The sequence below is a fragment of the Rhizobium aethiopicum genome (assembly GCF_900094625.1).
In the GTDB taxonomy this organism is placed as follows: domain Bacteria; phylum Pseudomonadota; class Alphaproteobacteria; order Rhizobiales; family Rhizobiaceae; genus Rhizobium; species Rhizobium aethiopicum.
Genome location: NZ_FMAJ01000008.1, coordinates 240,826 through 266,464, shown reverse-complemented (window position 1 = coordinate 266,464; position 25,639 = coordinate 240,826). Strand labels below are relative to the sequence as shown.

Here is a 25,639-nt window from a genome sequence, read left to right as displayed (position 1 = left end):
CCCTTGGTTCGATGAATGAATGGCTGGATGGAATGCGATCAGGCGGCCGGGGTGATGCGGCTCTTCAGCCGGGCGAGCACGTCATCGGCCGATGAGGTGAGCGGCGCGCCGCAGCCGGCATTGGCAAGCTTTTCGATGATGCCGGCCGGCCGCGTGGCGCTTTCCATCTCCTTCAGCGCCGCCGCCGTCAGCTCGTTCTGGCTCTGGCGCAGGCGAAGCCTGGCCAGCGTCTCCTCGGCCTCGTCGAGCGTGGCAAGGCCGGGGCCGGCGACTGCGATATCGAGCTTCTGCGCTTCCTGCGTGGCGCGGGCCAGCCGCTCGCCGCGCTGCAGCGCCTGCAGCCGCGCCTCGGCATCCCTGACGATGCCCTTCAGCTTGGCGATCGATGTGGTGAACTGGCTCTGCGCCTGTTCCGACGCATCGCGCTCGGCCTCGAGAAAGGCGATCGCCTCAGCCGCTTCCCGCGCCAGGGCCTCATTGCCCTTGGTGAGCGCCGCGGTGGCGCGGGTTTCGAGATCGGCGATGCGGGCAAGGATCGTCTGATGCTGCGCCTTTTCCTGCTCGTTCTGGGCGATGGCGACGGCGACGCTGCGCCGCGCCGTCTGGATCGACTGGGCGGCCTCGCGGATCTGCTGGGCCAGCAGCGGCACGGCGTGGCGATCGGCGAAAGCCTGCTCGGCATCATGCGCCCTGCCCCGCAGCAATGTGGAAATCAATTTGAACATTTCTGTCCTCCGGTTTATGAACGTTGTTCACGAGATGAGTTATGGCAGAATCATGAACGACGTTCAAGATAAATTTTGAACGTCGTTCAAAAAATCGAAGGGAAATGGTTAATGGCCGGCAGACGAGAAGAAAAACGCGAGGATTTGAAAGCGCGGCTGATCGAGGCGGCGCACGCCCGCATCGCCCGCGACGGCCTGACCAACCTGCGCGCCCGCGACATCACCCAGGACGCCGGCTGCGCGCTCGGCGGCCTCTACACCGTCTTCACCGATCTCGCCGAGCTCGTCATCCACGTCAATTCTTCGACGCTGAAGGCGCTGGAGGCGAGGCTGACGCTTGACGAGGCCAAGGGCAAAAGCCCGACCGACCGCCTGCGCAATCTCGCCCAGGGCTACCTCGCCTTCGCCGTCGAACACCGCCATCTCTGGAAGGCGCTGTTCGACCACTTCCCCCCCGCCACCAGCCCGACGCCGCAATGGCACCTCGACGAACACCTCTTCCTGATGGACGTGATCGCCGAGCCGCTCGCCGAACTGCAGCCCGACATGCCCCCCGAAGACCGCGCCATCCGCGCCCGCACATTGTTCGGCGCGGTGCATGGAGTGGTCAGCATCAGCCTGGAGGGGCGCTTCGTCGGCCTGCCGCTGGAACGGTTGGCGCGGGAGGTGGACGAGCTGGTGCAGACGATCGCGGCGGGGGCGGAACTGCGGCGGCAGGGGATGTGAGGGTGTTGAAATGGCGGGGTGGAGCGGCGGACCAACGTTGCCGTGTTCGCCGCACCGCCACCACACACTCCGTCATCCCAGGCCTTGAGCCTGGGATCCATGCCCCGAGCATTGTGCTCGCCGTGTCAGACGGAGCGGCATCATCCGGCGAACGGCCTCGCGGTTCCGGCCTAAACCCCACCCCCCTCTCCGTCATCCCAGGGCTTGACCCTGGGATCCACCCGCAGCACTCGGCGTGCATTAATTTACAAAGGCGTGCCCCTGCCCTCCCGCCGACCGCCAACGCCGCGCTCGCCGCATGGATCCCAGGGTCAAGCCCTGGGATGACGGAGTGTGTGGGGAGCGCCCCGCCAAGCTCCAGCCTCCCCGCACGCGGCCGGACCTGCTCCACCATCCCGCCTCTCCCCAATCGCGCCTCCCTACTCCGTCCTCCCAGGCTTGACCCGAGCACCCCTACCCAGCACCCTGCGCCCTTCACGCCCCCCGCGAAAGGAACCCCAATGAGCCGCATCTTCATCACCGGTTCCACCGATGGCCTCGGCCTCGCCGCCGCCCGCACTCTCATCCGCGAAGGCCACGAGGTCGTCCTCCACGCCCGCTCCCGCGAGCGCGCCGCGGCCATCGCAGAAACCTCCGCCGCCGCCCTCGGCCTCGTCATCGGCGACCTCGCCAGCGCCGAGGAAACCTGCTCGATCGCCGAACAGGTCAACGCCATCGGCCGCATGGACGCCGTCATCCACAATGCCGGCATCTATCTCGAGCGCAGCCGCGGCGACACGCCGGAGGGTCACGCCAAGACGCTGGCGGTCAACACCCTCGCCCCCTATCTCCTCACCGCCTGGATCACGCGGCCCCACCGGCTGATCTATCTCACCAGCGGCATGCACCGCAGCGGCACCAGCGCGCTCGACGATATCGACTGGAAGAAGCGGCCATGGAGCGCCAGCCAGGCCTATTCCGAAAGCAAACTCTACATCGCCACCCTCGCCGCCACCATCGCCCGCCACTGGCCCGACGTCCTCAGCAACGCGGTGGATCCCGGCTGGGTGCCAACCAAGATGGGCGGCGCCGGCGCGCCTGACGATCTGGACATGGGGCATCTGACGCAGACGTGGCTTGCGACGAGCGAGGACGAAGCTGCGAAGGTGAGCGGCGGGTATTGGTATCACCGCCAGCAGCGGCAGGCGGCTGCGGAGGTGAATGATGTCGGATTTCAGGAGGCGCTGGTGGAGAGGCTGGCGGAGTTGACGGGGGTGAGGTTGTTTGAGGAGCGAGTTTAGACAATCGCGAAATGCGCGGGAGTCACGCGATCGGCACCCCCCTTTGTTGCGCCGCCGCGCGCAGTCGCTCATGCACGCCTCGCGTAGCTGGCGCAATCATATAGCCAGTTTCCAAGTCACCGATCATCACCGATTGATCTCGCGGGGCGACAAGCCAATGCAGGCCGATCAAGCCGCAGATTAGCGCGTCAAGCCTGTCCTGGTCAGCCTTGCTAGGCGTCTCAAAGCTCACCGCGACCGAACACCAGTCTTCCAAGTGGCTCAACGAGTTCAACATGCCGAAGCGCCTGGTCGCTTCAGCAACCGCCCGCCAGTCAGTGATCTTGAAGCGCCTCCTGTTGACCGGATTGTATTTCGGAGCTGCAAGCCTCGAACAGAAGGTGGCTTCGATTGCAGCCAGTGCCAGCGCGGGAAAAACCTCTATCAAGAAGAGGCCGCTCGATGCAACCCGTGCGAGTTCCGGCTCTTCCTTCGCACCCAGCGCCTGTTTGAAGCGCCAGATCGGCGCGGCGTCGTCGAACATCCCTATCTTTGACCGGCTTGCAGGCTGAACGCCGCCTCCGATCCAGGAGATCAGAGATCCGGCCACTTTATCGACGGGACGCGAGCCAGTCAGGTTCGGAACGATCGTTGGCTGATCTAAGGCGACAAGGCACTTCTGTGCATCGGCGCGCTCACTCTCGACAATATCGAGTGCCTGCGCGAACGAAGCGAGCTGCGGCGCGAGATGCAGATGAGCTCCGTCGCCATCTAGACGAATGACACAGATTGCTCCCGGAGCTTTCGGATTGTCAGTCCAGGCTGAATCAAAGCCGATGATTGAGGCGAAACTGGTTTGCAATGCTATCCCATTTCATATCGCCGTAGCAGCGGCTGTGCCTTCTCGCTATGGATTTGAGCGGTAGTTCCAAATCGCAGGTCCCGTGGTTACCTCGTCACATTGCGAGAGAACCCGTCTTGACGCCCCCATCACGGACGGGTCCAGTTTGAGCTGCCAAGTACTCCCGATTGATGGATCTGCAAGCAAACGGAATTCTTAACGCGCGTGAGGCGTACAATGCTGCGGTTCCGCAACGTGCTTTCCGTCACCGAGTCAACCAAAAAATGATGGACGCTTCAAGACCCCGAGTTCCACTAACTCCTGAGAGGGCCTGTTATACATCCCGGTTCCTCCAATCAGGATCAAGCGATGATGAAATCTGAATTAACAAACTTCGCCCACCAATTTAGATGAAAGGCACTCGACCTATAGACTTTGTTTTGTGCTTTAGTGTTTTGCGCTCAATCGGAGACGCTAACGATGCCAGCGAATGTACAAACTTGTTCCGATCATCTGCGCTAGCCCAATTCACAATTTCAGCGCCTTGGTGTTGTGCGGCCTCCAATGATGGCCTGGCTACTCTTTCGAGCGAAGGAGATGCTATATATACGAGTTTCGACTTTGTTGTTTCTGCTCCAAATCGCATTCTGGCCAAAGCCTAATTTCTTTTCCGTTTCGTTACGATACACATACGAGACAAAAGGCGGTGCTCGGGCTTTCTCCGAAGGACTATTCCATCGAACGGGCCGAACCAAGAAGAGAATCGAAAGAAACACTGGCTGGGGCGCCTGGATTCGAACCAGGGGATGGCGGTACCAAAAACCGCTGCCTTACCGCTTGGCTACGCCCCACCAGAGCTTGAGCGGCGAACCGCTTGCTCACAAATCGACGCCTGATTAGCAAAGCTCTTTGCCTGTCACAATGACTAAGTTTAAGCCTCGTGCAGATTTATGCGCGCGAAGCGGCGGGCGGCGTGCTAGCATAAGGCGATATTATCAACCTGAGATCATCGTCCCGCATGGAAAGTCCCGCATTCGACCTTGCTTTCGAGCCGGCCTATGGGCGCGCCGTGCCGGTTGCTCCCGATATCTTGCGCATCACGGGGGAAAATCCCGGGCCCTTCACCTTTTTCGGCACCAACAGCTATCTCGTCGGCTCCTCCTCGCTTGCCGTCATCGATCCCGGGCCGGAGGACGAGGCGCATTATCAGGCGCTGATGGCTGCGATCGGCGGACGCGAGGTGACGCATATCTTCGTCAGCCATACCCATCGCGATCACTCGCCGCTCGCCCGCCGGCTGCAGGCGGAAACGGGGGCGGTGACGGTGGGGCAAGGGCCGCACCGGCCGGCGCGGCGGCTGCGCGAAGGCGAGGTCAATCCCTTTGCCGAGAGCTCGGATATGGATTTCGTGCCCGATATCGCGCTCGGCGACGGCGAGACGATAACGGGGGATGGCTGGTCGCTGACAGCGGTGCTGACGCCGGGGCATACGGCCAATCATGCCGCCTTCGCGCTCGAAGGCCGGGATATCCTGTTCTCAGGCGATCATGTCATGGCCTGGTCGACCTCGATCGTCGCGCCGCCGGATGGGGCGATGGCGGATTACATGGCCTCGCTCGACAAGTTGATAAGGCGCGAGGACGGCCTGCTGCTGCCCGGCCATGGCGGGCCGGTCAACGAGCCGAAGACTTTCCTGCCGGCGCTGAAGGCGCATCGGCTCAGGCGCGAGCAGGCGGTGCTGGCGCGGGTCGCGGCCGGCGATCGAGAGATATCGGAGATGGTGAAGGCGATCTATCGCGATACCGATCCGAAGCTGCATGGGGCGGCCGCACTTTCCGTGCTCGCCCATATCGAGCATCTCATCGAGCGCGGCGAGATCGCGGCGGATGGGCCGCCTTCGCTTGCCGCGCGCTACCGGCCGGCGTAAAGGAGAGGCGGAGGGGAGATGAGCATGGGCCGCGCCGATTACAGCTATCGCACCGATCCCGCCGTTCCCGCCTTTGCCGATGACCGGCCACTGATCGTCTTCGATGGTGAATGCGTCTTCTGCTCCGGCTGGGTGAAGTTCGCGCTGAAACACGACAGGCGGCAGCGCTACCGCTTTGTCGCCGCGCAGACGCCGCTCGGGCAAGCGCTCTACCGGCATTACGGCCTCGATACGCGCGACTACGAAACAAATATCCTCATCGAGAACGGCCGCGCCTTCTTCAAATCCGACGGCTCGATCCGCATGGTGGCGGGGCTCGGCTTTCCCTATTCGCTGGTCAAGCTGTTCCGGCTGCTGCCGCGGCGCGCAGCGGACGCGCTTTATGAATTCATCGCCCGCAACCGGCTGAAGATCGCCGGCCGCCAGAGCTGCATGGTGCCGACGCCGGAGCAGCGCGGCCGCTTCATCACATGAGCGGCGGCACCTTTTCCCTGCTGATCATCGGCGGCTACGGCAGCTTCGGCGGCCGGCTCGCCCAGCTGCTCGGCGAGGAACCCAGGCTCCGGTTGCTGATCGCCGGCCGCTCGCTGGAAAAGGCCGATGATTTCGTCTTCGATATGCGGTCGCCGAAAGGTGGCGCCGGGCGGCTCGGCAGCAACGATCTCGGGGCGTGGCTGCAGGCGGTGGCCTTCGATCGTGACGGTGACCTCCGAGAGCAGCTGACGCGGCTGAGGCCCGATCTCGTCGTCGATGCCTCCGGGCCGTTCCAGAGCTTCACCGGCGATGGCTACAAGCTGGTGCGGGCCTGCATCGAGCTCGGCATCGATTATGCCGATCTCGCCGACAGCACCGGCTTCGTCGCCGGCATCAGCGGGCTCGATGCTGAGGCGAAGGCCAAGGGCATCTTTGTTCTCTCGGGGCTGAGCAGCCTGCCGGCCCTCTCCTTCGCGGCGCTGCAGGCGATGGCGCCGCATTTCTCCCGCATCGAAAGTGTCTCGGCCGGCATTGCCCCGTCGGCGCATGTGAAGATCGGCCTCAATGTCGTCAGGGCGATCGCAAGTTATGCCGGCAAGCCGGTGGCGGTGCTGCGCGAGGGGCAGCCGGCCGAGGGGCGCGGGCTGATCGACGAGATGCGGGTGACGATCGCGCCGCCCGGTGTGGCGCCGCTCGCCAGCCGGACGTTCCTGCTAGTCGATGCACCGGATCTTGCGCTGCTGCCGCAGCACATTGCCGGGCTGCAATCCACCTTTACCGGGGTCGGCACCGAGCCGCAGGCGCTGCAGCGGCTGCTGAGCCTTGCCGCCCGGCTGGTGAAGATCGGGCTCTTGCCCTCGCTCGCGCCGTTTGCGCGGGCGCTGCAGGCGGCCAGCCATCGCCTCGCCCTCGGTGCCCATCGCGGCGGCATGTTCGTGCGCGCCGGCGGCCTCGATCGCGACGGGCGGCGGCTGACGGCCGACTGGTCGCTGATTGCCGAAGGCGATGACGGGCCGTTCATTCCGGTTCTCGGCGTCGAGGCGCTGGTGCGCCGGCTGCTCGAAAACAAGCGGCCGGAAAGCGGCGCGCGGCCGGCGGCGGGGGAATTGTCGCTTGCCGATTTCGAAGCGGCCTTCAGCCGGTTCTCGATCACATCAGGCATCCGGCTGGATTACCAGGAAGAGCCGCAGCCGCTCTACCGGCGCATTCTCGGCGACGCCTGGGAGAAGCTGCCGCCGGCGCTGGCGGCGATCCATGGCGGCGGCACCCGGCTTGCCTCCGGCCGGGCGCGGATCGAGCGCGGCCGCGGCCTCCTCGCCCGGCTTATCGCCGGCATCATCGGCTTCCCCGCCGCCGGCGAGGATGTGCCGGTCGCGGTGCGCTTTGTCGCCGATGGCGACGGGGAGATCTGGACGCGGTCTTTCGGCGGCAAGACCTTCCGCAGCTGGCAAACCGCGGGCAAGGCCGGCGACCGCCACCTGCTTGCCGAGGTGTTCGGGCCGTTCCGGGTGCTCTTGGCGCTGGTGCCGGAGGGAGAGAAGCTCAGGCTCGTCGTGCGCGGCTGGCGCTTTTGCGGCATTCCGCTGCCGCTGTTCCTGGCGCCGGGCGGCGATACTTATGAGGAGGAGCGTGACGGGCGCTTCCACTTCCATGTCGAGATCGGCGGGCGGCTGACGGGGCTGGTGGTGCGCTATTCGGGGTGGCTGGTGCTGCAGTGAGGGGTGGCCTGCGGCTGTGCTGGAGTCCGCGTCAGCCCTTCCTCGCATCGTGCCTGTCACTCATCCGATCTCGACATCGGGCGGTGGGTCTTCCTGCAACAAGTGTTATAGTTCGATTTCGGCCGTTTCACCCGAGACGATCCGGGAAAGGAACCATTCCATGGCAGACCAGAACCGCCCGCTGCAAGTTGGAGACACCGCACCCTCCTTCGAGCTCGCCACGGCCAATTTCGACGGGACGGTCTCCTTGGCCGATTTGCGTGGCCGCCCGTTCCTGATCGGCTTCTTTCGCGGGCTGCACTGCCCGTTCTGCCGGCGCCAGCTCGAACAGCTTGCCGGCATAGAGCCGACCCTCAGCGCCGCCGGGGTGAAGATCGTGGCCGTTATCAACACGCTGGTGGAGCGCGCCCGCCTGTATTTCCGCCACCGCCCGACGCCGGTGACGCTCTTATGCGATCCCGACTGCCGCACGCATCGCGCCTATGGCGTGCCGCGTGCCGAGTTCCCGCCCGACGGCAGCAGCGAACAGCCGGACTGGCCTTATCGCGCGACGATGGCGCAATTCCAGGCGGCGCGCATCAACCCCACGGGCGAGTTCTCGCAACCGGTACAGCCGATGGAAGCCAACACCGTGCTCAACGCCAGGGACGGCTTCGAGCTCGACGAAGCCGATCATGCGATCTTCGCCAAGCACGCCACCCAGCTCGTCGGGCACTTCCTGGTCGATCAGAACGGCACCATTGCCTGGGCGCAGATGGAGGCGCTGGACGGACCCGACAGCCTTTGCATCTTCCCGACGGCAGCGGAGATCATCGCCGCCGTCGGCGAGCTTGGGCGCTGATCTGCAGCGTTATCGGTCGAGGGCCGGATGATTGCCGGATCAGGGTGTTCGATCCCACCTCTCCGCCCTCACCTGTGCTCGTCACAGGAATGAGGGAGGTTGGGATGGTCGTCTCGCAGATCTTTGCCGGCGTGCCGTGTGGCACCCCCCTCTGCCCTGCCGGGCATCTCCCCCACAAGGGGGGGAGATCACAAGGGTCAGGACCTTCCTGCCTCGTCTCTATCGTTTTGCCGAGCTGCGAGGCCAACTGTTTGGGGAAGCCGGCAAGCCCAGCCAATCTCCCCCTTGTGGGGGAGATGCCCGGCAGGGGCAGAGGGGGGTGTGCACGGCACACCCTCCCCGTCATTCCTTCTGGACGTTTGACGAAGCAGAGATGAGGGAGGCTTGCTCGGGTTATATTGCAGGAGCGTCGAGTTCGCGGCACCGGAACAGAGGTCGTGCCTGCCGCACCCTCTCCCGGCCCTTCGCTTGGGCTCAGGGCGTTCGCCGCTGCAATCGATTCACTGGATCGATTGCTGCCGCCTTTGGCGGCACCGCGGCTCACCCACCCGCAATTCCCAGGAGTTCGGCGTCGAGCGCCTTCAGATAATCGCCGGCGATTGCGGCGCTGAGGCCGAGGTCGTGTTGGCCGTAGCGGGAGGCGACGCGGATGTCGACGAAGGTGGTTTCGGCCTCTTCGCGCAGCCGGATGAGGATATCGAAGCGCAGGCCGAGGACGAGCGTGCGGGTGGTCGCCTGCAGCGTCACGCCGTTGGCACCGCGGATCAGCTTGGCGACATCGTCTAGATAGGGGCGCGGCGTCGGCACCGGGATGATGCCGGGTGCGTCGGTCACCGCATCGTCGCTGCCGGGCGCCGGCTTTTCCGGCCTGTCCTCGAGGTCGCGGTCCGGCTCGGTGGTGCCGGCGCTCTTGACGATCACGAAGCCGCTTTGTTTGGCGACCTTGCGCACCGCTTCCAGCACGCGGTCGAGCGCGCCCTCATAACGCCGGCCGGTCAGCTCGGGATAGGCGGCCAGCTGCTGTTCGCGATCCCCAGGCGTCACGAGATTGCGCTTCAGCCAGATCTGATCGGATTTCGGGGTAGACAGCCAGTCGGGTGCTGCGACCGGATCAGTGGAGACGTCGTAAATATCAGGCAGGCTGAGATACCGCTCGGCCGCTACGGCGCCGAGACCCAGTGGAAAGGCGGCATAGATCAGCGCCGCCAGCGCGGCGAGCCCGCCTTCGGCCCCGGTCAGCCAGAGGCTGCGCAGGCCGATCGCCGCGAGCAGTGCCGTCAGCAGCGCGCAGCCGGCGGCAAACATCAACAGCAGCACCAGATAGGGGGTAGCGAGCCCGCCGAAGCGGTGGGCGATCAGCACGGCGAGCGCCAGCACCAGCGAAAACGCCCCAAGCAGCCGCGAAAAGCGGGCGGCGCTGGAAACGGGACGGTCGTAGCGGATGGCCATCAAACTTACCGGTTGCTCGTCAGCGCCGCGTCCTCAACCACGCAAATCGCCATAGACCTGTTTAGTGCAAGATTCGGCTGAATTGAAACTGTTGTCTCGGAATATCGGATGGAATTCATCGGCGATGGCCGGGGCGCGGGCCGCCCGCTTCATAAGCCCTTGCTGATAAGCCGAAAAAAGGCCATTCTGGCGCGGTTTTTATCTCCTCACGGTGAAGACGGGAGAAACGGGATGATTTCACCCGAGATAGCAGCAAGGCCGCAGTCTGCGCTTGGCGGGATCGACCACAGCGAAGCGATGCTGCCGATGGAGCTCGTCGAGCTCGAACTTTCGCTCGAAGGTTATGCCGGCGGCGATGCCGGCTTCTGCGAGGCGGTGCGCCAGGCGGCCGGCCGTTCCGGCGGCGAGCTGCTGTTCGACCTGCCGGCCGGCGGCCTGATCGAGGATTGCCGCCGCATCGCCGTCCTGCGCATTCCCGATGGTGGCGACGGCATGCGCGTCGTGCTGGCGCTGCTCGATCACAACGGCACCGAGATCCGCATGCAGGCACCCGACGAGGACACCGCCCATCTCGTGCGCTTTGCCGATGCCTTCATCGAGGTGCTGGAGCGGATCTGAGCGTGACCCGAGAGTTTCAGCGCCGCTCGGCGGCGGTTTCCGCCAGGCTGCGGAAGGGAAACTTGCGGCCGCATTCGCACTTGATCATGAAGCTTTCCTGGTGATTGGCGGCGCGCTGCACGGCGAAGCCGCGCGGCAGCTGATCGACGTTGAAATCCGGGTGCTTGCGCCTGGGGTCGTCGATCTCCGAAGCCTCGGCAAAACCCGCATTGCCGCATTGCGGGCAGTTCAGTTTCTTCGAGAATCGATCGCGGATGGCCATGCTCAGTTCCATGTTGCAGGCCCTCTCATACAGAGGAATGCCGCTTGTGCATAGCAAGGCGGGCGGCGAAAGTGGAACCATCCGAAGGCCGTGCCGTTCCTTTTTCGAAAAGGAGGCGATCATGCCGAACAGAGATCCGATCCCGACACCCGCTACCGATACCCCGCGCGGCCCGACGCCGACGCCGGGCATTCCCGACCGCGTCCAGGAAAAACCGCCGCTGACCCCGGCGCAGGACCCGGGCGACACCAAGAACCCGCAAGACCCGCCGCTCGACCCGGCGCTGCTGCCGATCGGGGATCCGGCCGGGGCGGCGTGAAGATGGTGTCGTGTGATTTGCCCCTCACCCTAACCCTCTCCCCGTAAACGGGGCGAGGGGACGTGCCCCGCGAAAGGCTGACGGGGACGGAGACAGTGCGGTATATCCCCTTCTCCCCGCGCGCAGGGAGAAGGTGCCGGCAGGCGGATGAGGGGCAACTTGACGCCCTCGCCCGAATGGCATTTCCTCAGGGAAAAGCAAGGACCAAGCCGATGCGCATCCCCATCCTCCTCACCCTCCTCGCCACCATCGCCGGCCTTTCCGCCTGTCAGACGATGACGCCGGAGGAGCGGCGGGCGGCGGATGAGCAGAAGTGCCTGAGCTATGGTTTCCGCCGCGGCACGGATGCGTTCGCCACCTGCCTGCAGCGCATCGATCTCGACCGCCGCGCCGAATCGCGGGCGCAGAGTGCGGAGATGATGAACCGCATGGCCTGGGATCTGAACGGACCCTATATCTACCGCGATCGCTGGCGGTATCGTCACTGAGGACCCGTGCTGCCGGTATTTACCTGCTTTCCGCAATCACCGCCTGGGCGGCCGCCAACCTGGCGATCGGCACGCGGAACGGCGAGCAGGAGACGTAGTCCAGCCCGATCGTTTCGCAGAAGCGGATCGAGGCCGGGTCGCCGCCATGTTCGCCGCAAATGCCGAGCTTCATGTCGTTGCGGGTGCGCCGGCCGCGTTCGGCGGCGATGCTGATCAGCTCCCCCACCCCGTCGAAATCGAGCGAGATGAAGGGATCGTGCTCGATGATGCCCTTGCGCTGATAGGTGGGGATGAAGGCCGACGCATCGTCGCGCGAGATGCCGAAAGTGGTCTGCGTCAGGTCGTTGGTGCCGAAGGAGAAGAATTCCGCCGCCTCGGCGATCACATGGGCCCGCAGCGCTGCGCGCGGCAGCTCGATCATTGTCCCGACGAGATAATCGATCTTCATGCCCGCCTCGGCCATGACATTGCCGGCGATGGCGTCGATGCAGGCCTTGACGTAATCGAGCTCGGAGCGCAGGCCAACGAGCGGCACCATGATCTCGGGCACGACGGCCGCCCCGGTCTCCTGGGCGGCTGCGACCGCGGCCTCGAAGATGGCGCGGGCCTGCATCTCGACGATCTCGGGATAGGAGATCGCCAGCCGGCAGCCGCGATGGCCGAGCATCGGGTTGAACTCGTGCAGCGCATCGACGCGCTGGCGCAGCGCTAAGGGCTCCATGCCCATGGCGAAGGCGACCTCGGCCACCTCGTCGTCGGTCTTCGGCAGGAATTCGTGCAGCGGCGGATCGAGCAGGCGGATCGTCACCGGCAGGCCGTGCATGACGGTGAAGAGGCCGGTGAAATCGGAGCGCTGCATCGGCAAGAGCTTGTCGAGCGCCAGCCGCCTGCCCTTCTCATCCTCGGCCAGGATCATCTCGCGCATGACATGGATGCGATCGCCCTCGAAGAACATGTGTTCGGTGCGGCAAAGGCCGATGCCTTCGGCGCCGAAGGAGCGGGCGGCGCGCGCATCGGCCGGCGTGTCGGCATTGGTGCGCACCGTCATGCGCCTTGCCCGGTCGGCCCAGCCCATGATGCGGCCGAAATCGCCCGACAGTTCCGGCTGGATCATCGGCACCTCGCCCTTCAGCACCTGGCCGGCCGAGCCGTCGATGGTGATGATATCGCCCTTCTTCAGCGTCACGCCGATGCCGAGCAGCCGCTCGTTGCGTTGATCGATGCGCATGGTGCCGGCGCCGACGACGCAGGGAATGCCCATGCCGCGGGCAACGACCGCCGCATGGCTGGTCATGCCGCCGCGCGTCGTCAGGATGCCTTCGGCGGCATGCATGCCGTGAATATCCTCCGGGCTGGTCTCGACCCGGAGCAGAATGACCTTGCGGCCCTCGGCCTCCGCCTCGACCGCCTCTTCGGCGGTAAAAACGATGGCGCCGGTCGCAGCTCCCGGCGAGGCCGGCAGGCCGGTGCCGATCACCTGGCGGTTGACGCGCGGATCGATCGTCGGATGCAGCAGCTGGTCGAGGCTCGAAGGCTCGATGCGCAGCACCGCCTCCTCCTCGGTAATCACCTTCTCATCGACCATGTCGACGGCGATCTTCATCGCCGCCCGGGTCGAGCGCTTGGCCGAACGGGTCTGCAGCATCCACAGCCGGCCGCGCTCGATGGTGAATTCGATATCCTGCATGTCGCGATAATGGATCTCGAGTTCGGTGCAGATGCGGCAGAGCTCGCGAAACGCCTCCGGCATCAGCTTTTCCATCGAGGGTTTTTCCGAGCCGGAAGAAAGCCGCCCCTCCTCGGTGATGCTTTGGGGCGTGCGGATGCCGGCAACGACATCCTCGCCTTGCGCATTGACGAGGAATTCGCCGTAAAGCGCCTTCTCGCCGGTCGACGGGTTGCGGGTGAAGGCGACGCCGGTCGCCGACGAATTGCCGAGATTGCCGAACACCATCGCCTGGATGTTGACGGCCGTGCCCCAGCCTTCCGGAATATTGTGCAGCTGGCGATAGGTGACGGCGCGCGCGCTCATCCAGCTGGAAAAGACCGCGCCGACCGCGCCCCAGAGCTGGACTTCCGGATCCTGAGGGAATTCCTGCTCGAGCTCCTCCTCGATCAGCCTTTTATAGAGGGAGACGATATGCTGCCATTCCGAGGCGCTGAGCTCGGTATCGAATTCATGGCCGAGCTTGGCTTTTTCGTCTTCGAGGATCTCCTCGAAGGCGTCGTTTCCGAGGCCCATGACGACATCGGCATACATCTGGATGAAGCGGCGGTAACTGTCCCAGGCAAAACGCGCATCGCCGGCATCGTGGCCGAGCGCCTGCACCGTCTCGTCGTTGAGGCCGAGATTGAGCACGGTGTCCATCATGCCGGGCATGGAGACGCGGGCGCCCGAGCGGACCGAGAGCAGCAGCGGCTGGCTGGTCGAGCCGAAATGGCGGCCGGTGATCGCTTCGATCGCCGCGATCCCGGCGCGCACCTCGGCCTTCAGCCGGTCCTCGATATGCCCGCCATTCCTGTAATAGGTGTCGCAGGCGCTGCTGACGATCGTCAGCCCCGGCGGAACGGGAAGGCCGAGAGCGCACATTTCAGCGAGGTTCGCGCCCTTGCCGCCGAGAATCTGGTGATCGCGCGCGCCACCCTCAGCCTGTCCGTCGCCGAACCTATAGACCCACTTGGTCATCTTCCCCCCAACACCAGATCGGGATCAGATTGATCCCTCAGCTGTCGACAAACCTCGCTCTCTTCTCGGCGCCATCCTCGCCTTGTGGCGAGGATCTGCTGCGTATCACCGGTTGCAGATGCTCGGGACAAAACCGAGCATGACGAAAGACAAGCAGGCAAGCACTGTCGTCAGCCTGAGAGATCAGCTTAATGCCTTGGAGTTGAAATGAAAATCGACAAATGCGGCGAAAATGCTGCGTCGCACAATATTTTCGCGGGTAGCGGCGGTCGAAGCCATGAAAACCGCGCCTGATGTGAAAGAAGGCATAAAAAAAGCTTTGCGGGACTGCAACATTGTCCCGCAAAGCCTTGTTTCCGTCCGGCCAGGAAAACCGGACGGGGGGTCCCTCAACCCAGAACGGCTCATGGAGCCGCCCTGATCCTCGTTTTCCGCAATCCTAAGAAAAACTGCCTGTCGTTTCCCCGGGATTGCTCAAACAGCTTTCCGGTCCTTGCCCTCTACCGGAAAGCGCATCGCAAATTCGACAAATACGCAACGTTGACCGCCCGCTTTTCAGCAAAGTCATCAGGTTGCGTTGAAACAACTTCTAATGCAAGTCAGGGAAAAGAGCATCACCCAAATGGAGTAAGGGCCCATACACAGCCGACCTTTTTTGGTGTTTATCCCCGAATGCGGGTAAATTGCCCGCGATCTGTGCGGAGTCCGTGTCTCGAGCGCGACTCGCGGCCGGATCATCGGCCGTCGGGTGCTTCCAGGTCGGCGATGACGCCGACACCACGAAAGGCTCTTTGAGCGATGAATCGGAGGGAAAAGGGGGAGTCAGGAACTACCTGATCGAACGCGTGTCCGGCAGCGGTAGAACCACGGTGGCCGAAGAGTTGCGCGGCGCGGCCAGCATTTTGTCCTGTTTCGACTTCAGACGACCGAGATGGGGAAGCTGACGCTCAAGCGCGGCAGATGAAATGTCGGGGTGCAGGTTGGCCGAACGTCTTCAAGCCGACGAGCTATGGAGAAAGCGATGACGATCACCATTACCGCCTTTGAACGTTCGCCCGATCGCGGCCGCGGCCTGGCGCGCGACATGCGAGTTCGCTGGGCGCTCGAGGAAGCGGGACAGCCCTATGATGTCAGCCTCGTCTCGTTCGAGACGATGAAGCAGCCGGCGCATCTGGCGCGTCAGCCTTTCGGCCAGATCCCGACCTATGAGGAGGGCGATCTCAGCCTGTTCGAATCCGGCGCGATCGTCCTTCATATTGCCGAGCGTCATGGCGGCGGCCTGTTGCCCAGGGACGCCAATGGCCGGGCGCGGGCGATTGCCTGGATGTTTGCCGCGCTCAACACGGTGGAACCGCCGGTCTTCGATCACAGCCTCGCCAGGATCCTGGAGCGCAACGAGCCGTGGTACGAGCAGCGCCTGCATGCCCTCGAGAACAGCATCCGCAAACGGCTGGACAGCCTTTCGACCCATCTCGGCGATGCCGACTGGCTCGACGGCGCCTTCAGCGCCGGTGACCTGCTGATGGTGTCGGTGCTGCTGCGGCTGAAATCATCCAATATCCTCGACGAATACCCAAACCTTGCCGCCTATGTCGCCCGCGCCGAGGCACGCCCGGCCTACCAACGCGCCTTCGCGGCACAGTTGGCGGTTTTCCACGCTGCATCGGGCGGCTGACCAACGTTTCCCAGGCGGGCCGGTGTAAAAGGCGTAGGAGCAGATGGCAAACTCGGCAGCAGAACAGCGAGACCGAAGGGGAATGCAACGACGCGCACCACGTTCCGCGCCTCCTGCCGCTCCCTCCCCTCGTTCTCCGTCATCCCAGGCCTAGCGCTGGCGGATGCGGCATGGGTCCTCGGGTCAAGCCCGAGGAAGACGGAGGGCGGGTGACAGCCGCAGCAAAACAGTGACGGATAGCCAGATACGAATTCGGCGGCGCCCCTGTCTGTCGGTGGCCTCCTGCCGGTCCGTCCCTCAATCCCCGTCATCCCAGGCCTTGAGCCTGGGATCCACGGCCTGGCGCTGGCGGATGCGGCATGGATCCTCGGGTCAAGCCCGAGGAAGACGGAGGGTGGGGTGACAGCCGCGGCAAAACAGCGATGGATCGCTAAATACGAATTCGGCGGCGCCCCTGTCTGTCCGTGGCCTCCTGCCGGTCCGCGCTTCCTGCCGGTCCGTCCCCTCGTTCTCCGTCATCCCAGGCCTTGAGCCTGGGATCCACGGCCTGGCGCTGGTGGATGCGGCATGGATCCTCGGGTCAAGCCCGAGGAGGACGGAGGGTGGGGTGACAGCCGCAGCAAAACAGCGATGGATCGCTAAATACGATTCGGCGGCGCCCTGTCTGTCCGGCCTCCTGCCGGCCGCGCCTCCTGCCGCTCCGTCCCCTCAATCTCCGTCATCCCAGGCCTGGAGCCTGGGATCCACGGCTCCCGCGGACGATTTCAGGCGATTTCGCGCAGGCGTTCCGCGGTCTGCAGGTCGACCGAGACGAGCGTGGAGACGCCCTGTTCGGCCATGGTGACGCCGAAGAGGCGGTTCATGCGGGCCATGGTGATTGGATTGTGGGTGATGATGACGAAGCGGGTTTCGGTCGAGGCCGCCATTTCGTCCATGAGGTTGCAATAGCGCTCAACATTGTGGTCGTCGAGCGGTGCGTCGACTTCGTCGAGCACGCAGATCGGCGCCGGATTGGTGAGGAAGACGGCGAAGATCAGCGCCATCGCCGTCAGCGCCTGCTCGCCGCCCGACAGCAGCGTCATGGTCTGCGGCTTCTTGCCGGGCGGCCGTGCCAGGATTTCGAGGCCGGCTTCCAGCGGATCGTCGGATTCGATCAGCTGCAGCTCGGCGGTGCCGCCGCCGAAAAGATGGGTGAACAGCCGCTGGAACTGGCCGTTGACGACGTCGAAGGCGGCGACCAGGCGCTCGCGGCCCTCGCGGTTCAAACTCTGGATGGCGCCGCGCAGCTTGCGGATCGCATCGATGACGTCGTCGCGCTCCTTGATCAAGGCTTCGAGCTTCTCGCTCAGTTCCTTCTGCTCCTCGTCGGCGCGCAGATTGACGGCGCCGAGCCGCTCGCGCTCCATCTTCAGCCGCTCGAGATCGCGCTCGACCTCGCGCGGATCAGGCAGCGCCTGCAGCGGCTGGAGGCCGGCGAGCCGCAGCGCCTCATGCGGCGGCACGTTCAGCGCCTCACGGATGCGGCTTTCGCTTTCCTGCCGCCGCTCGCGGGCGGAAACCAGGCGCTCCTCGGCGCGGCCGCGGCGTTCGCGGTATTCAGCAAGCTCGGAAAGCGCGGTCGCCGCCCTGTGGTCGGCCTCGCGCTGGATGCGTTCGGCTTCGGCGAGCAGATCGCCGGCATTTCGCCGCGCCTCCTCGGCCTTCTGCAATTCGCTGAGCAAAGCGCGACGCTTGTCGTCGAATTCATCCGGCGCCATTTCGAGCTCGGCCGCCTCTTCGCGCGCCTCTTCCTCGCGCTCGCGCAGTGTGGCGACATGATCCTCGCCGCTTGCCGCCCGCTGGCGCCAGGTTTCGCGCTCCTGGCCGATCGCCATGATGCGGCGCTGGCGGGCCTCGTTCTCCCTGGCGAGGCTTTCATGACGGGCGCGCGCCTCGGCGAGCGTGCCGCGGTCGGTCGCCACTTCCGCCTGCTGGAAACGCAGCCGTTCGTCGATCTGCGTGAGGTCAGGCGCGTCCTCCAGCTCGATGCGGGCATTTTCTTCCTGGACGCCGATCTCCTCCAATTGCGCCCCCAGCTGGCTGGCAGCCTCGCTGACCACGTCGCGGCGACGGATGAGATCACCGGAAGCACGCTCGGCGGCAGCCAGCGCCTCGCGCGCTTCGCCGAGATGACGCGCCGAAAGCCGGCTCATGTCGCGGGCCTCGGCCAGCCGCCGCTCCTCGATGCGGATGGCATCGGCGGCGGCAGCCTGCCGCTCCTCGGCCTCGGCAAGCACGTCACGGGCGATTGCCGCTTCGCTTTCGAGTTCGCCAAGGCGGTTCTTCTGGGCAAGGCGCAGCGCCGCAGCGCTTGGCGCGTCGGCACCGGTGACGTGGCCGTCCCAGCGATAGACGGCGCCCTCCTTCGTCACCAGCCGCTGGCCGGGCTTCAGCGCCGCCATCAGCGAGCGCGCGTCCCCTTCCCCGACCAGACCGATCTGGCGCAGGCGGCGGGTGAGAGCTGGTGGCGCGCTGATATGGGTGATGAGCGGCACGACGCCTTCCGGCAGCGGGGGATCGCCAGCGCCATCGCCATTCTCCGACCAATGGGCCGGCGCCTCGGCATCGAGCGGCGATTCCAGATCGTCGCCGAGTGCTGCACCCAGCGCCGTCTCGAAGCCGCGATCGACCTTCAGCTCCTCGGCAACCGGCGGAAACTTGCCGGCGGCAGCACCGGCGGCGAGCATGCGGGAAATGGTGCGGGCCTCGGTTTCCAGCGCATTCAGGCCGGCGCGGGCCTGATCGACCGGGGCACGCGACAGTGCCTCGGCCTGGCGGGCGGCAGCCAGCGCCTGTTCGACCGTCTGGGCGGCGGCCTCGGCATCGGCAAGCGCGATTTCACCGGCTTCGACGATCGCCCGTTTCTCCTCGGGATCGGCCAGGCCTGATATCTTCTCTGCGATGGCCGACAATTCCGCGTTCGCTTCGTCCATCTGGCGCTCCAGGCGCATGCGGCGGTCGGCGAGATCGCGGATGGCGCGCTCCAGCTGGTTGCGGCCGGCGGCCGCCTCGGCGCGCTCGGCGGTCAGCTGGGTGAAGATACGTTCGCTGTCGGCGAGTTTTGCGGCGGCAGTGTCGAAAGCCTCGCGGGTTTCCTCGGCAAGACGGCCGGAATCGGCGAGGATTTCGGAAATTTCGGACTCTTCGGCGTCGAGCTTGGCGAGGATGACGGCATTATCGGCCACCAGCCGCTCCTCGCGGCGAATATCCTCGGCAAGCTGGGCTAGACGGCGGGTCAGCTCGTCGCGACGGCGCAGGATGCGGCCGGCATCCTCCTCAAGCTGACTCCTTGCAATCTGCAGGCGTTGCAGGGCGGCGGCGGCGCGGGCCTCGCCCTCGCGCAGTTCCGGCAGCTTGAGGCTGGCAATACCCTGCTGCTTGGCCGCCTCCATCTGCGCTTGCGCCTTTTCGGCGACGATGACGGTTGCCTGATTGAGGGCGCTGTCGGCCTCGGCCTCGGCCTCCTTGGCCTGCACCCAGCGGATATGCAGCAGCATCGCCTCGCGGGCGCGGATATCGGCCGACAGCGTCTTGAAGCGGTTGGCCTGGCGGGCCTGGCGCTTCAGGCTCTCGATCTGGCTTTCGAGCTGCGAGGTGACGTCGTCGAGGCGCTCGAGATTGGTTTCGGCGGCGCGCAGCCGCAGCTCCGCCTCATGGCGGCGCGAATGCAGGCCGGAGATGCCGGCCGCCTCTTCCAACAGCTGGCGGCGGGCCTGCGGCTTTGCCTGGATCAGCTCGCCGATGCGGCCCTGACCGACCATCGAGGGCGAACGGGCGCCGGTGGAGGCGTCGGCAAACAATAGCTGCACATCCTTGGCGCGGCTTTCCTTGCCGTTGATGCGATAGAGCGAACCCTGTTCGCGCTCGATGCGGCGGGTGACCTGGATCTCGTCGCTGTCGTTGAAGGCGGCCGGCGCGGTGCGCTCGCCATTGTCGAGATAGAGGGCCACTTCGGCCGTGTTGCGGGCCGGGCGGTTTCCCGAACCGGAAAAGATCACGTCGTCCATGCCGGAGGCGCGCATGTTCTTGTAGGAATTCTCGCCCATCACCCAGCGCAGCGCCTCGACGAGGTTGGACTTGCCGCAGCCGTTCGGACCGACGACGCCGGTCAGCCCCCGTTCGATGATGAATTCCGTCGGCTCGACGAAGGATTTGAAGCCGACCAGGCGCAGCTTGTTGAACTTCATGCGGAAGCTCCGCGGCGGAGGGTGGAGGTAGCACCCCCCTCTGCCCTGCCGGGCATCTCCCCCACAAGGGGGGAGATCAGCAAGTGGCTAGGGCTTCGCCAAATACGCGAGCGTCTGCGCGGAGCGGTCACGAAAGCCGAGACATTGCCCCCAGCCGATCTCCCCCCTTGTGGGGGAGATGTCCGGCAGGACAGAGGGGGGTATTCCCTGCCGCCACCGCGCCACAAAAAAACGGGCGCACGGCTTTCGCCGTCGCCCGCAATGGTCGAACGGTCCGGTTCAGATGAGGCTGTCGATGAGCTTCGACATGGTGTCAACCGGCATGTCTCCAGAATAGCGCTTGCCATTGATGAGGAACGTTGGCGTGGCGTCGACGCCGAAATCCTTGGATCCTCTTTCCCGCGTGGCGTTCACTTCATCCAGAAGCTTCTGGTTCGTCAAGCATTTCGTGAAGCTATCCTCAGTAAATCCGGCAAGCTTGGACATCTGCAGCAGTGCGGCGCGGCCATCTTCGGCGGCAGCCCAGACCTGCTGCTGCTTGAACAGCATTGAGACCATCGGGAAATACTGTTCCGGCGTGCTCAATTGCTCCGGGCTGGAGGCGTTGCAGCGGGCGAGCATGAAGGCGGCGGCGGCGCGCGGATCGAAGGGGAATTCGCGGATAATGAACTGCACCTTGCCGGTATCGATATATTTCTGCTTGATCGTGTCGAAGGTGGTGTTGTGGAAATGGGCGCAATGCGGGCAGGTCATCGACATATATTCGACGATCTTGACCGGAGCGTCGGCCTTGCCAAGCGCCATCTCCGGCAGCGCGCCGGGCTTCAGCACCTCGGCCATGTCGACATCGCCGTCGGCCTGCGGCATCTCGGTCGCCGAGGTGGCCGCCGTCTGCATTGTATCGACATCTGTGCCGTCGGCCATGGTCTTGCCGGAAGACGACGCATCGGCAGCGTCCTTGCTGTCGTTGCAGGCGGCAAGCGCTGCGGCAGCTGCGGCGATGGCGATCCCACCGAGGAGGCGGCGTTTCGTCAGTTGCATTTCGGACATCTGCATGGGTTCCCCATAAGTAATGAGAGTGACGGCGTGACTGTGCGATATAACGGCCGGCAGCCGCCTACAAGGCACGGTTGGCCAACTTCCTTCAAAGAATTGTGACCGTGATGGGACCGCTGACCAAATCAATGGATTCAATGACGCGCCATACGCTCGATCAGTTGTACGGTATCAGTCTCATCCTGGAGGCACACATCGCCCTTGCCACGACGGACTAAGAGGTGGCCGCATAGCGCCTCTTGCCGATTGCGTTCCCCAATCTCCGTCATCCCAGGCCTTGAGCCTGGGATCCATGCTCAGGCTGACGGATGCAGAATGGATTGGGAGAACCCCCTCTAGCGCCCTCTCCCCCGCTTGCCCATCACCGCTGTGCCCAAGCGCTGGATCGCCTGGCGCAGCTTATCGCCTTCTATCCCCTCCATCATGCCTTCGAGCTTGCGGGCGGCTTCGCCTTTCAGCGGCGGCGGCGTGCGGGAGCGACGGATGGCCTGGGAGACCGGCTTCTGGACGATGCGGATCTGGTGGACGGCGGCGAAGCCGAAGAAGCTGTTGATGCGCTGGATGAGTTCGCCCTGGGCATGGGTGAGGAAAAGCGCGCGCGCGCCTTCACAGGCGATCGTCAGCACGCCGGGGCGGAAGCTGCCGTCGTCACCGCCGCCGCGGGCCCAGGCGATCTTTTCCGGCCGGGTGCAATCGGCGAAATCCTCGCCGGCGATTTCGCTCCAGGAGCCGAGCAGCGCCGTATTGATGCCGGCGCGCCGCGCAAGGACGGGATCGATCAGCCCGTTCGCCAGCTCGGAAATCTGTTTTGCACCTTTGCGTGGATAACTCATCGAAAACCTTGGGTGCCCCTACCAACCGCACAGGGAATTGACGGGACCGACTTGATCGCGCGGCATTGCTTCGCCAAGTATAGGCACTTCCCCCGATCCCGGCAAATCATGACGATCACGACACTCGACACGCCCTCGGCAAAGCCCCTCCTCGACTGGTACGACCGCCACCACCGCGATCTGCCCTGGCGCGTTTCGCCCGGCATGGCGGCGCGTGGCGTCCGGGCCGATCCCTATCGTGTCTGGCTTTCCGAAGTGATGCTGCAGCAGACGACAGTGCAGGCGGTCAAACCCTATTTCGAGAAGTTTCTTCAGCGCTGGCCCGAAGTGACCGATCTTGCCGCGGCCGAGAACGACGAGGTGATGGCCGCCTGGGCCGGGCTCGGCTATTACGCTCGGGCCCGCAATCTGAAGAAATGCGCCGAGGCGGTGGCAAAGGAACATCGCGGCATGTTTCCCGACACCGAAGAGGGACTGAAATCGCTCCCCGGCATCGGCGACTATACCGCGGCCGCCGTCGCGGCGATCGCCTTCAACCGGCAGGCCGCCGTGATGGACGGCAATGTCGAGCGGGTGATCTCCAGGCTTTATGCCATCGAAGCGCCGCTTCCGGGCGCCAAGCCGGCGATGAAGGAAAAGGTGGCGCTGATGACGCCGTCGGGCCGGCCCGGCGATTTCGCCCAGGCGATGATGGATCTCGGGGCGACGATCTGCACGCCGAAGCGGCCGGCCTGTTCGCTCTGTCCGTTCCGCGATGCCTGTCAGGCGCTGAAATCTTCCGATCCCGAGTTCTTTCCGGTCAAGGCGGCGAAGAAGGAAAAGCCGGTGCGCCGTGGCGCGGCCTTCGTCGCGGTGACTGGAGAGGGCGAGATCCTGCTCAGGCGGCGCGCCGAAAGCGGCCTGCTCGGCGGCATGACCGAGGTGCCGACATCAGCCTGGACGGCGCGCCTCGACGGCGAAACATCCGTCACGGCCGCGCCCTTCGACGCGGCATGGCAGGCCAGCGGCACCATCACCCATGTCTTCACCCATTTCGAGCTCAGGCTGTCGATCTGGCGGGCGGCGATCTCCGGCCCGTTCGATACCAATGACGGATGGTGGGAGCCGGTTACAAATCTTGAAGCTCAGGCCTTGCCGACCGTCATGAAAAAAGCGATCGCAGCGGCTATTCCTCTCGCGTTCAAAACATCCAGGGCATAAACATGACCTCCGAAATAAAGCATATCGTTTTCGACATCGGCAAAGTTCTCATTCATTACGATCCGCACCTTCCCTTCGCCCGCCTCATTCCCGACGAGGCCGAGCGCAACTGGTTCTTCGCCAATATCTGCACCCATGACTGGAACGTCGAGCAGGACCGCGGCCGTACCTGGGCGGACGCCGAAGCGCTGCTGATCGAAGCACATCCGACGCGCGAGGAGCATATCCGCGCCTTCCGCAAATACTGGCACGAGATGGTGCCGCACGCCTATGAGGAGAGCGTCGCGATCATGGAGGGACTGATCGACGAGGGCCGCGACGTGACGATGCTCACCAATTTCGCCTCCGACACTTTTCGCGAAGCGCAGCAGCGCTTCCCGTTCCTGACGAAACCGCGCGGCGTCACCGTTTCCGGCGATGTCGGCTTGATCAAGCCTGACATCGCGATCTATGAGACGCATACGAAAAGCTTCGGCCTCGATCCCGCCGCAACGATCTTCATCGACGACGCGCCGGCCAATGTCGAAGGCGCCAGGGCTTTCGGCTGGAACGCGGTGCTGTTTTCGGGCACGGAGAAGCTGCGCAGCGATCTCGCCGCCCATGGCTTGAGGGTCTGATATCAATGGCCTTCGACCCGGCAGAGGAAATCGAACGCTTCCACGCCGCGATCAATGCGCTCGATTTTCCTGCTATCGAGGGCTATTTCGCTGAGGATGCGACCTATGTCTCGAACGGCGTCGGCAGCCTTTCCGGGCGACCCGAGATCATGGCCGCCTTCCGGCGCTATTTCGACGACTACCCCGATCAGACGGCCGAGAATTCGCTTGTGGAGCGGCTGACGCCGCTGTCCGGCCGCGCCGTCTGGTCGCTCCGCGCCACGAACAGCCGGACCGGCAAGCCGCTGGTGCGCGAGGGCGAGGAGACGATCACCTTCAATGAAGATGGCCGCATCACGCGGGTCGAGGTTACCGACTACAAGTCGTTTTGACCGGTGATGCTGAAATAGAAGACGCCCGAGGTTGAAACCCCGGGCGCCTTGGTCTTCTTCCGCAACTGGAGGAAACCGGAAGAAGGTATCTCGATCCCGCGAAGGCGCTGCTCAATCCACCTTTGCCAGATCACTGCGGATGACGGACCTGAGATCGTCGATCGGGCGCAGGGACTGCCCTTCTTCGAAGTGCCAGAAGGTCCATCCGTTGCATGCATCGAGCCCCTGCACCTTGGCGCCGAGACGATGAATGGAGCCGGCCTCGCCGCCGGAGGCTACCGTGCCGTCGGCGCGCACGATCGCGCTGTAGCGGCGCTTGGCGTCGGTCAGCACCTGGCCGGGCTTGATGAGGCCGCTTTCGACCAGCACGTTGAAGGCGACGCGAACCTCGGCCTTCTTGCCGGTCATGACGGTCAGTTCCGCCTTGCCGAGCGGCTCGACGGCGGCGATGCGGGCCGATGCCGCATCGATATAGTCCTGCTCGCGCTCGATGCCGACGAAGTGGCGGCCGAGACGCTTGGCGACGGCGCCCGTCGTTCCCGAACCGAAGAAGGGATCGAGCACGATATCGCCGGGTTTGGTCGAAGCCATGATGACCCGGGCAAGCAGCGCTTCCGGCTTCTGGGTCGGATGCACCTTCTTGCCGTCCTCGCCCTTCAGGCGTTCATTGCCGTTGCAGATCGGGAACAGCCAGTCGGAACGCATCTGCACGTCGTCATTGGCGGCCTTCATCGCATCGTAGTTGAAGGTATAGCCCTTGGCCTTGGCATTCGGGCTCGCCCAGATCATCGTCTCATGGGCGTTCTGGAAACGGCGGCCCTTGAAATTCGGCATGGGATTGGTCTTGCGCCAGATGATGTCGTTGAGGATCCAGAAATTCAGATCCTGCAGCGTGGCGCCGACGCGGAAGATATTGTGATAGGAGCCGATCACCCAGATCGAGCCGGTCGGCTTGAGCACCCTGCGGCAGGCGAGCAGCCAGGCGCGGGTGAAAGCGTCATAGGCCTCGAAGGAGGCGAACTGATCCCATTCGTCATCGACGGCATCGACCAGGGACTGGTCGGGACGATGCAGCGTTCCGCCGAGCTGGAGATTATACGGCGGGTCGGCGAAGATCACATCGACGGAGTGGTTGGGCAAGGCTTCAAGGGCGCTCACGCAGTCGCCCTTGATGATCGTGTCAACCCAGGAGTCCGCCTTGACGGAAGCCTTGAGGTCGGCAAGCGGAAAAACTGACGCCATTCTGATACTCACTCATACGCTTTACGCTTAACTCTCCGTTATGGTTACCCAACTTAGTTACCAAAGCCTGAAGCGATGACCGATTT

At 64.4% G+C, this 25,639-nt stretch carries 22 protein-coding genes and 1 tRNA gene; 13 read left to right on the top strand and 10 right to left on the bottom strand.

What is annotated here, in order from left to right; all coding sequences use genetic code 11:
- Positions 1-38 precede the first annotated feature (38 nt).
- Positions 39-725 (bottom strand): PspA/IM30 family protein, encoded by a 687-nt coding sequence (locus tag GA0061105_RS19025; protein WP_092752174.1) that lies wholly within the window; start codon positions 723-725, stop codon positions 39-41.
- Between the two features lie 111 nt (positions 726-836).
- On the opposite strand from GA0061105_RS19025, the gene GA0061105_RS19020 reads away from it, so the two are divergent.
- Both GA0061105_RS19020 and GA0061105_RS19015 read left to right on the top strand, forming a co-directional pair.
- The gene (locus GA0061105_RS19020; RefSeq protein ID WP_092752172.1) at positions 837-1,451 is read left to right on the top strand and encodes a TetR/AcrR family transcriptional regulator; all 615 of its coding nucleotides are present in this window, start codon (positions 837-839) and stop codon (positions 1,449-1,451) included.
- A 500-nt stretch (positions 1,452-1,951) separates the two neighbouring features.
- On the top strand, positions 1,952-2,731 hold the full coding sequence (locus GA0061105_RS19015) for an SDR family NAD(P)-dependent oxidoreductase (protein WP_092752170.1): 780 nt from the start codon (positions 1,952-1,954) through the stop codon (positions 2,729-2,731).
- 22 nt (positions 2,732-2,753) lie between these two features.
- On the opposite strand, the gene GA0061105_RS19010 is transcribed toward GA0061105_RS19015, so the two are convergent.
- Together GA0061105_RS19010 and GA0061105_RS19005 are read right to left on the bottom strand one after the other, a co-directional pair.
- Complete coding sequence (locus GA0061105_RS19010) at positions 2,754-3,578, bottom strand: DUF429 domain-containing protein (RefSeq protein ID WP_092752168.1); 825 nt, start codon at positions 3,576-3,578, stop codon at positions 2,754-2,756.
- Between the two features lie 749 nt (positions 3,579-4,327).
- Positions 4,328-4,402 (bottom strand) — tRNA-Gln (locus GA0061105_RS19005).
- A 167-nt stretch (positions 4,403-4,569) separates the two neighbouring features.
- On the opposite strand from GA0061105_RS19005, the gene GA0061105_RS19000 reads away from it, so the two are divergent.
- From GA0061105_RS19000 to GA0061105_RS18985, 4 genes are all read left to right on the top strand, one after another.
- Positions 4,570-5,478 carry an MBL fold metallo-hydrolase gene (locus tag GA0061105_RS19000; RefSeq protein ID WP_092752166.1) on the top strand — a complete coding sequence of 303 codons (909 nt, stop codon included), beginning with the start codon at positions 4,570-4,572 and terminating at the stop codon, positions 5,476-5,478.
- Between the two features lie 24 nt (positions 5,479-5,502).
- The gene (locus GA0061105_RS18995; protein ID WP_092752164.1) at positions 5,503-5,952 is read left to right on the top strand and encodes a thiol-disulfide oxidoreductase DCC family protein; all 450 of its coding nucleotides are present in this window, start codon (positions 5,503-5,505) and stop codon (positions 5,950-5,952) included.
- Positions 5,949-7,670, top strand: a complete 1,722-nt coding sequence (locus tag GA0061105_RS18990) for a saccharopine dehydrogenase family protein (RefSeq protein WP_092752162.1) — start codon at positions 5,949-5,951, stop codon at positions 7,668-7,670. The genes GA0061105_RS18995 and GA0061105_RS18990 overlap by 4 nt, the downstream gene beginning before the upstream one ends.
- A 160-nt stretch (positions 7,671-7,830) precedes the next feature.
- Positions 7,831-8,511, top strand: coding sequence for a peroxiredoxin-like family protein (locus GA0061105_RS18985; protein WP_092752160.1), 681 nt, complete (start codon positions 7,831-7,833; stop codon positions 8,509-8,511).
- 540 nt (positions 8,512-9,051) lie between these two features.
- Here GA0061105_RS18985 and GA0061105_RS18980 read toward each other — a convergent pair.
- The gene (locus GA0061105_RS18980) at positions 9,052-9,960 is read right to left on the bottom strand and encodes a DUF1499 domain-containing protein (protein WP_092752158.1); all 909 of its coding nucleotides are present in this window, start codon (positions 9,958-9,960) and stop codon (positions 9,052-9,054) included.
- A gap of 231 nt (positions 9,961-10,191) precedes the next feature.
- On the opposite strand from GA0061105_RS18980, the gene GA0061105_RS18975 reads away from it, so the two are divergent.
- Entirely contained in the window at positions 10,192-10,578 is a 387-nt protein-coding gene (locus GA0061105_RS18975; RefSeq protein ID WP_092752156.1) for a hypothetical protein, read from the top strand.
- A gap of 16 nt (positions 10,579-10,594) precedes the next feature.
- Here GA0061105_RS18975 and GA0061105_RS18970 read toward each other — a convergent pair whose 3' ends face one another.
- A complete protein-coding gene (locus tag GA0061105_RS18970; RefSeq protein WP_092752273.1) occupies positions 10,595-10,840 on the bottom strand; it encodes a hypothetical protein in 246 nt (81 codons plus the stop codon).
- 121 nt (positions 10,841-10,961) lie between these two features.
- Here GA0061105_RS18970 and GA0061105_RS18965 point away from each other — a divergent pair, with 121 nt between their 5' ends.
- Together GA0061105_RS18965 and GA0061105_RS18960 are read left to right on the top strand one after the other, a co-directional pair.
- Positions 10,962-11,159: a hypothetical protein gene (locus GA0061105_RS18965; RefSeq protein ID WP_092752271.1), complete on the top strand. Its 198-nt coding sequence runs from the start codon at positions 10,962-10,964 to the stop codon at positions 11,157-11,159.
- A 212-nt stretch (positions 11,160-11,371) separates the two neighbouring features.
- Complete coding sequence (locus GA0061105_RS18960; RefSeq protein WP_092752154.1) at positions 11,372-11,647, top strand: hypothetical protein; 276 nt, start codon at positions 11,372-11,374, stop codon at positions 11,645-11,647.
- A 19-nt stretch (positions 11,648-11,666) separates the two neighbouring features.
- Here the strand turns inward: GA0061105_RS18960 and ppdK are convergent, their stop codons facing one another.
- The gene (gene ppdK / locus GA0061105_RS18955; RefSeq protein ID WP_092752152.1) at positions 11,667-14,333 is read right to left on the bottom strand and encodes a pyruvate, phosphate dikinase; all 2,667 of its coding nucleotides are present in this window, start codon (positions 14,331-14,333) and stop codon (positions 11,667-11,669) included.
- A gap of 1,021 nt (positions 14,334-15,354) precedes the next feature.
- Between ppdK and GA0061105_RS18950 the strand changes: the two genes are divergently transcribed.
- Complete coding sequence (locus GA0061105_RS18950; RefSeq protein WP_092752150.1) at positions 15,355-16,008, top strand: glutathione S-transferase family protein; 654 nt, start codon at positions 15,355-15,357, stop codon at positions 16,006-16,008.
- Positions 16,009-16,772: 764 nt separating this feature from the next.
- Here the strand turns inward: GA0061105_RS18950 and GA0061105_RS18945 are convergent.
- The 3 genes from GA0061105_RS18945 to GA0061105_RS18930 all read right to left on the bottom strand — a co-directional run bounded on the left by GA0061105_RS18945 (position 16,773) and on the right by GA0061105_RS18930 (position 22,123).
- Entirely contained in the window at positions 16,773-20,234 is a 3,462-nt protein-coding gene (locus GA0061105_RS18945; RefSeq protein ID WP_092752148.1) for a chromosome segregation SMC family protein, read from the bottom strand.
- Between the two features lie 279 nt (positions 20,235-20,513).
- Positions 20,514-21,284: a DsbA family protein gene (locus GA0061105_RS18935; protein WP_425348772.1), complete on the bottom strand. Its 771-nt coding sequence runs from the start codon at positions 21,282-21,284 to the stop codon at positions 20,514-20,516.
- A 341-nt stretch (positions 21,285-21,625) separates the two neighbouring features.
- Positions 21,626-22,123: a DUF721 domain-containing protein gene (locus GA0061105_RS18930; protein WP_092752146.1), complete on the bottom strand. Its 498-nt coding sequence runs from the start codon at positions 22,121-22,123 to the stop codon at positions 21,626-21,628.
- A gap of 108 nt (positions 22,124-22,231) precedes the next feature.
- Between GA0061105_RS18930 and mutY the strand changes: the two genes are divergently transcribed.
- The 3 genes from mutY to GA0061105_RS18915 are packed head-to-tail and all read left to right on the top strand — an operon-like array spanning position 22,232 to position 24,311.
- The gene (gene mutY, locus GA0061105_RS18925) at positions 22,232-23,323 is read left to right on the top strand and encodes an A/G-specific adenine glycosylase (protein WP_092752144.1); all 1,092 of its coding nucleotides are present in this window, start codon (positions 22,232-22,234) and stop codon (positions 23,321-23,323) included.
- A gap of 2 nt (positions 23,324-23,325) precedes the next feature.
- Positions 23,326-23,940, top strand: coding sequence for an HAD family hydrolase (locus GA0061105_RS18920; protein WP_092752142.1), 615 nt, complete (start codon positions 23,326-23,328; stop codon positions 23,938-23,940).
- A 5-nt stretch (positions 23,941-23,945) separates the two neighbouring features.
- Positions 23,946-24,311 carry a nuclear transport factor 2 family protein gene (locus GA0061105_RS18915; protein ID WP_092752140.1) on the top strand — a complete coding sequence of 122 codons (366 nt, stop codon included), beginning with the start codon at positions 23,946-23,948 and terminating at the stop codon, positions 24,309-24,311.
- A 111-nt stretch (positions 24,312-24,422) separates the two neighbouring features.
- Here GA0061105_RS18915 and GA0061105_RS18910 read toward each other — a convergent pair whose 3' ends face one another.
- Complete coding sequence (locus tag GA0061105_RS18910) at positions 24,423-25,553, bottom strand: site-specific DNA-methyltransferase (protein ID WP_092752138.1); 1,131 nt, start codon at positions 25,551-25,553, stop codon at positions 24,423-24,425.
- Positions 25,554-25,639: the final 86 nt, after the last annotated feature.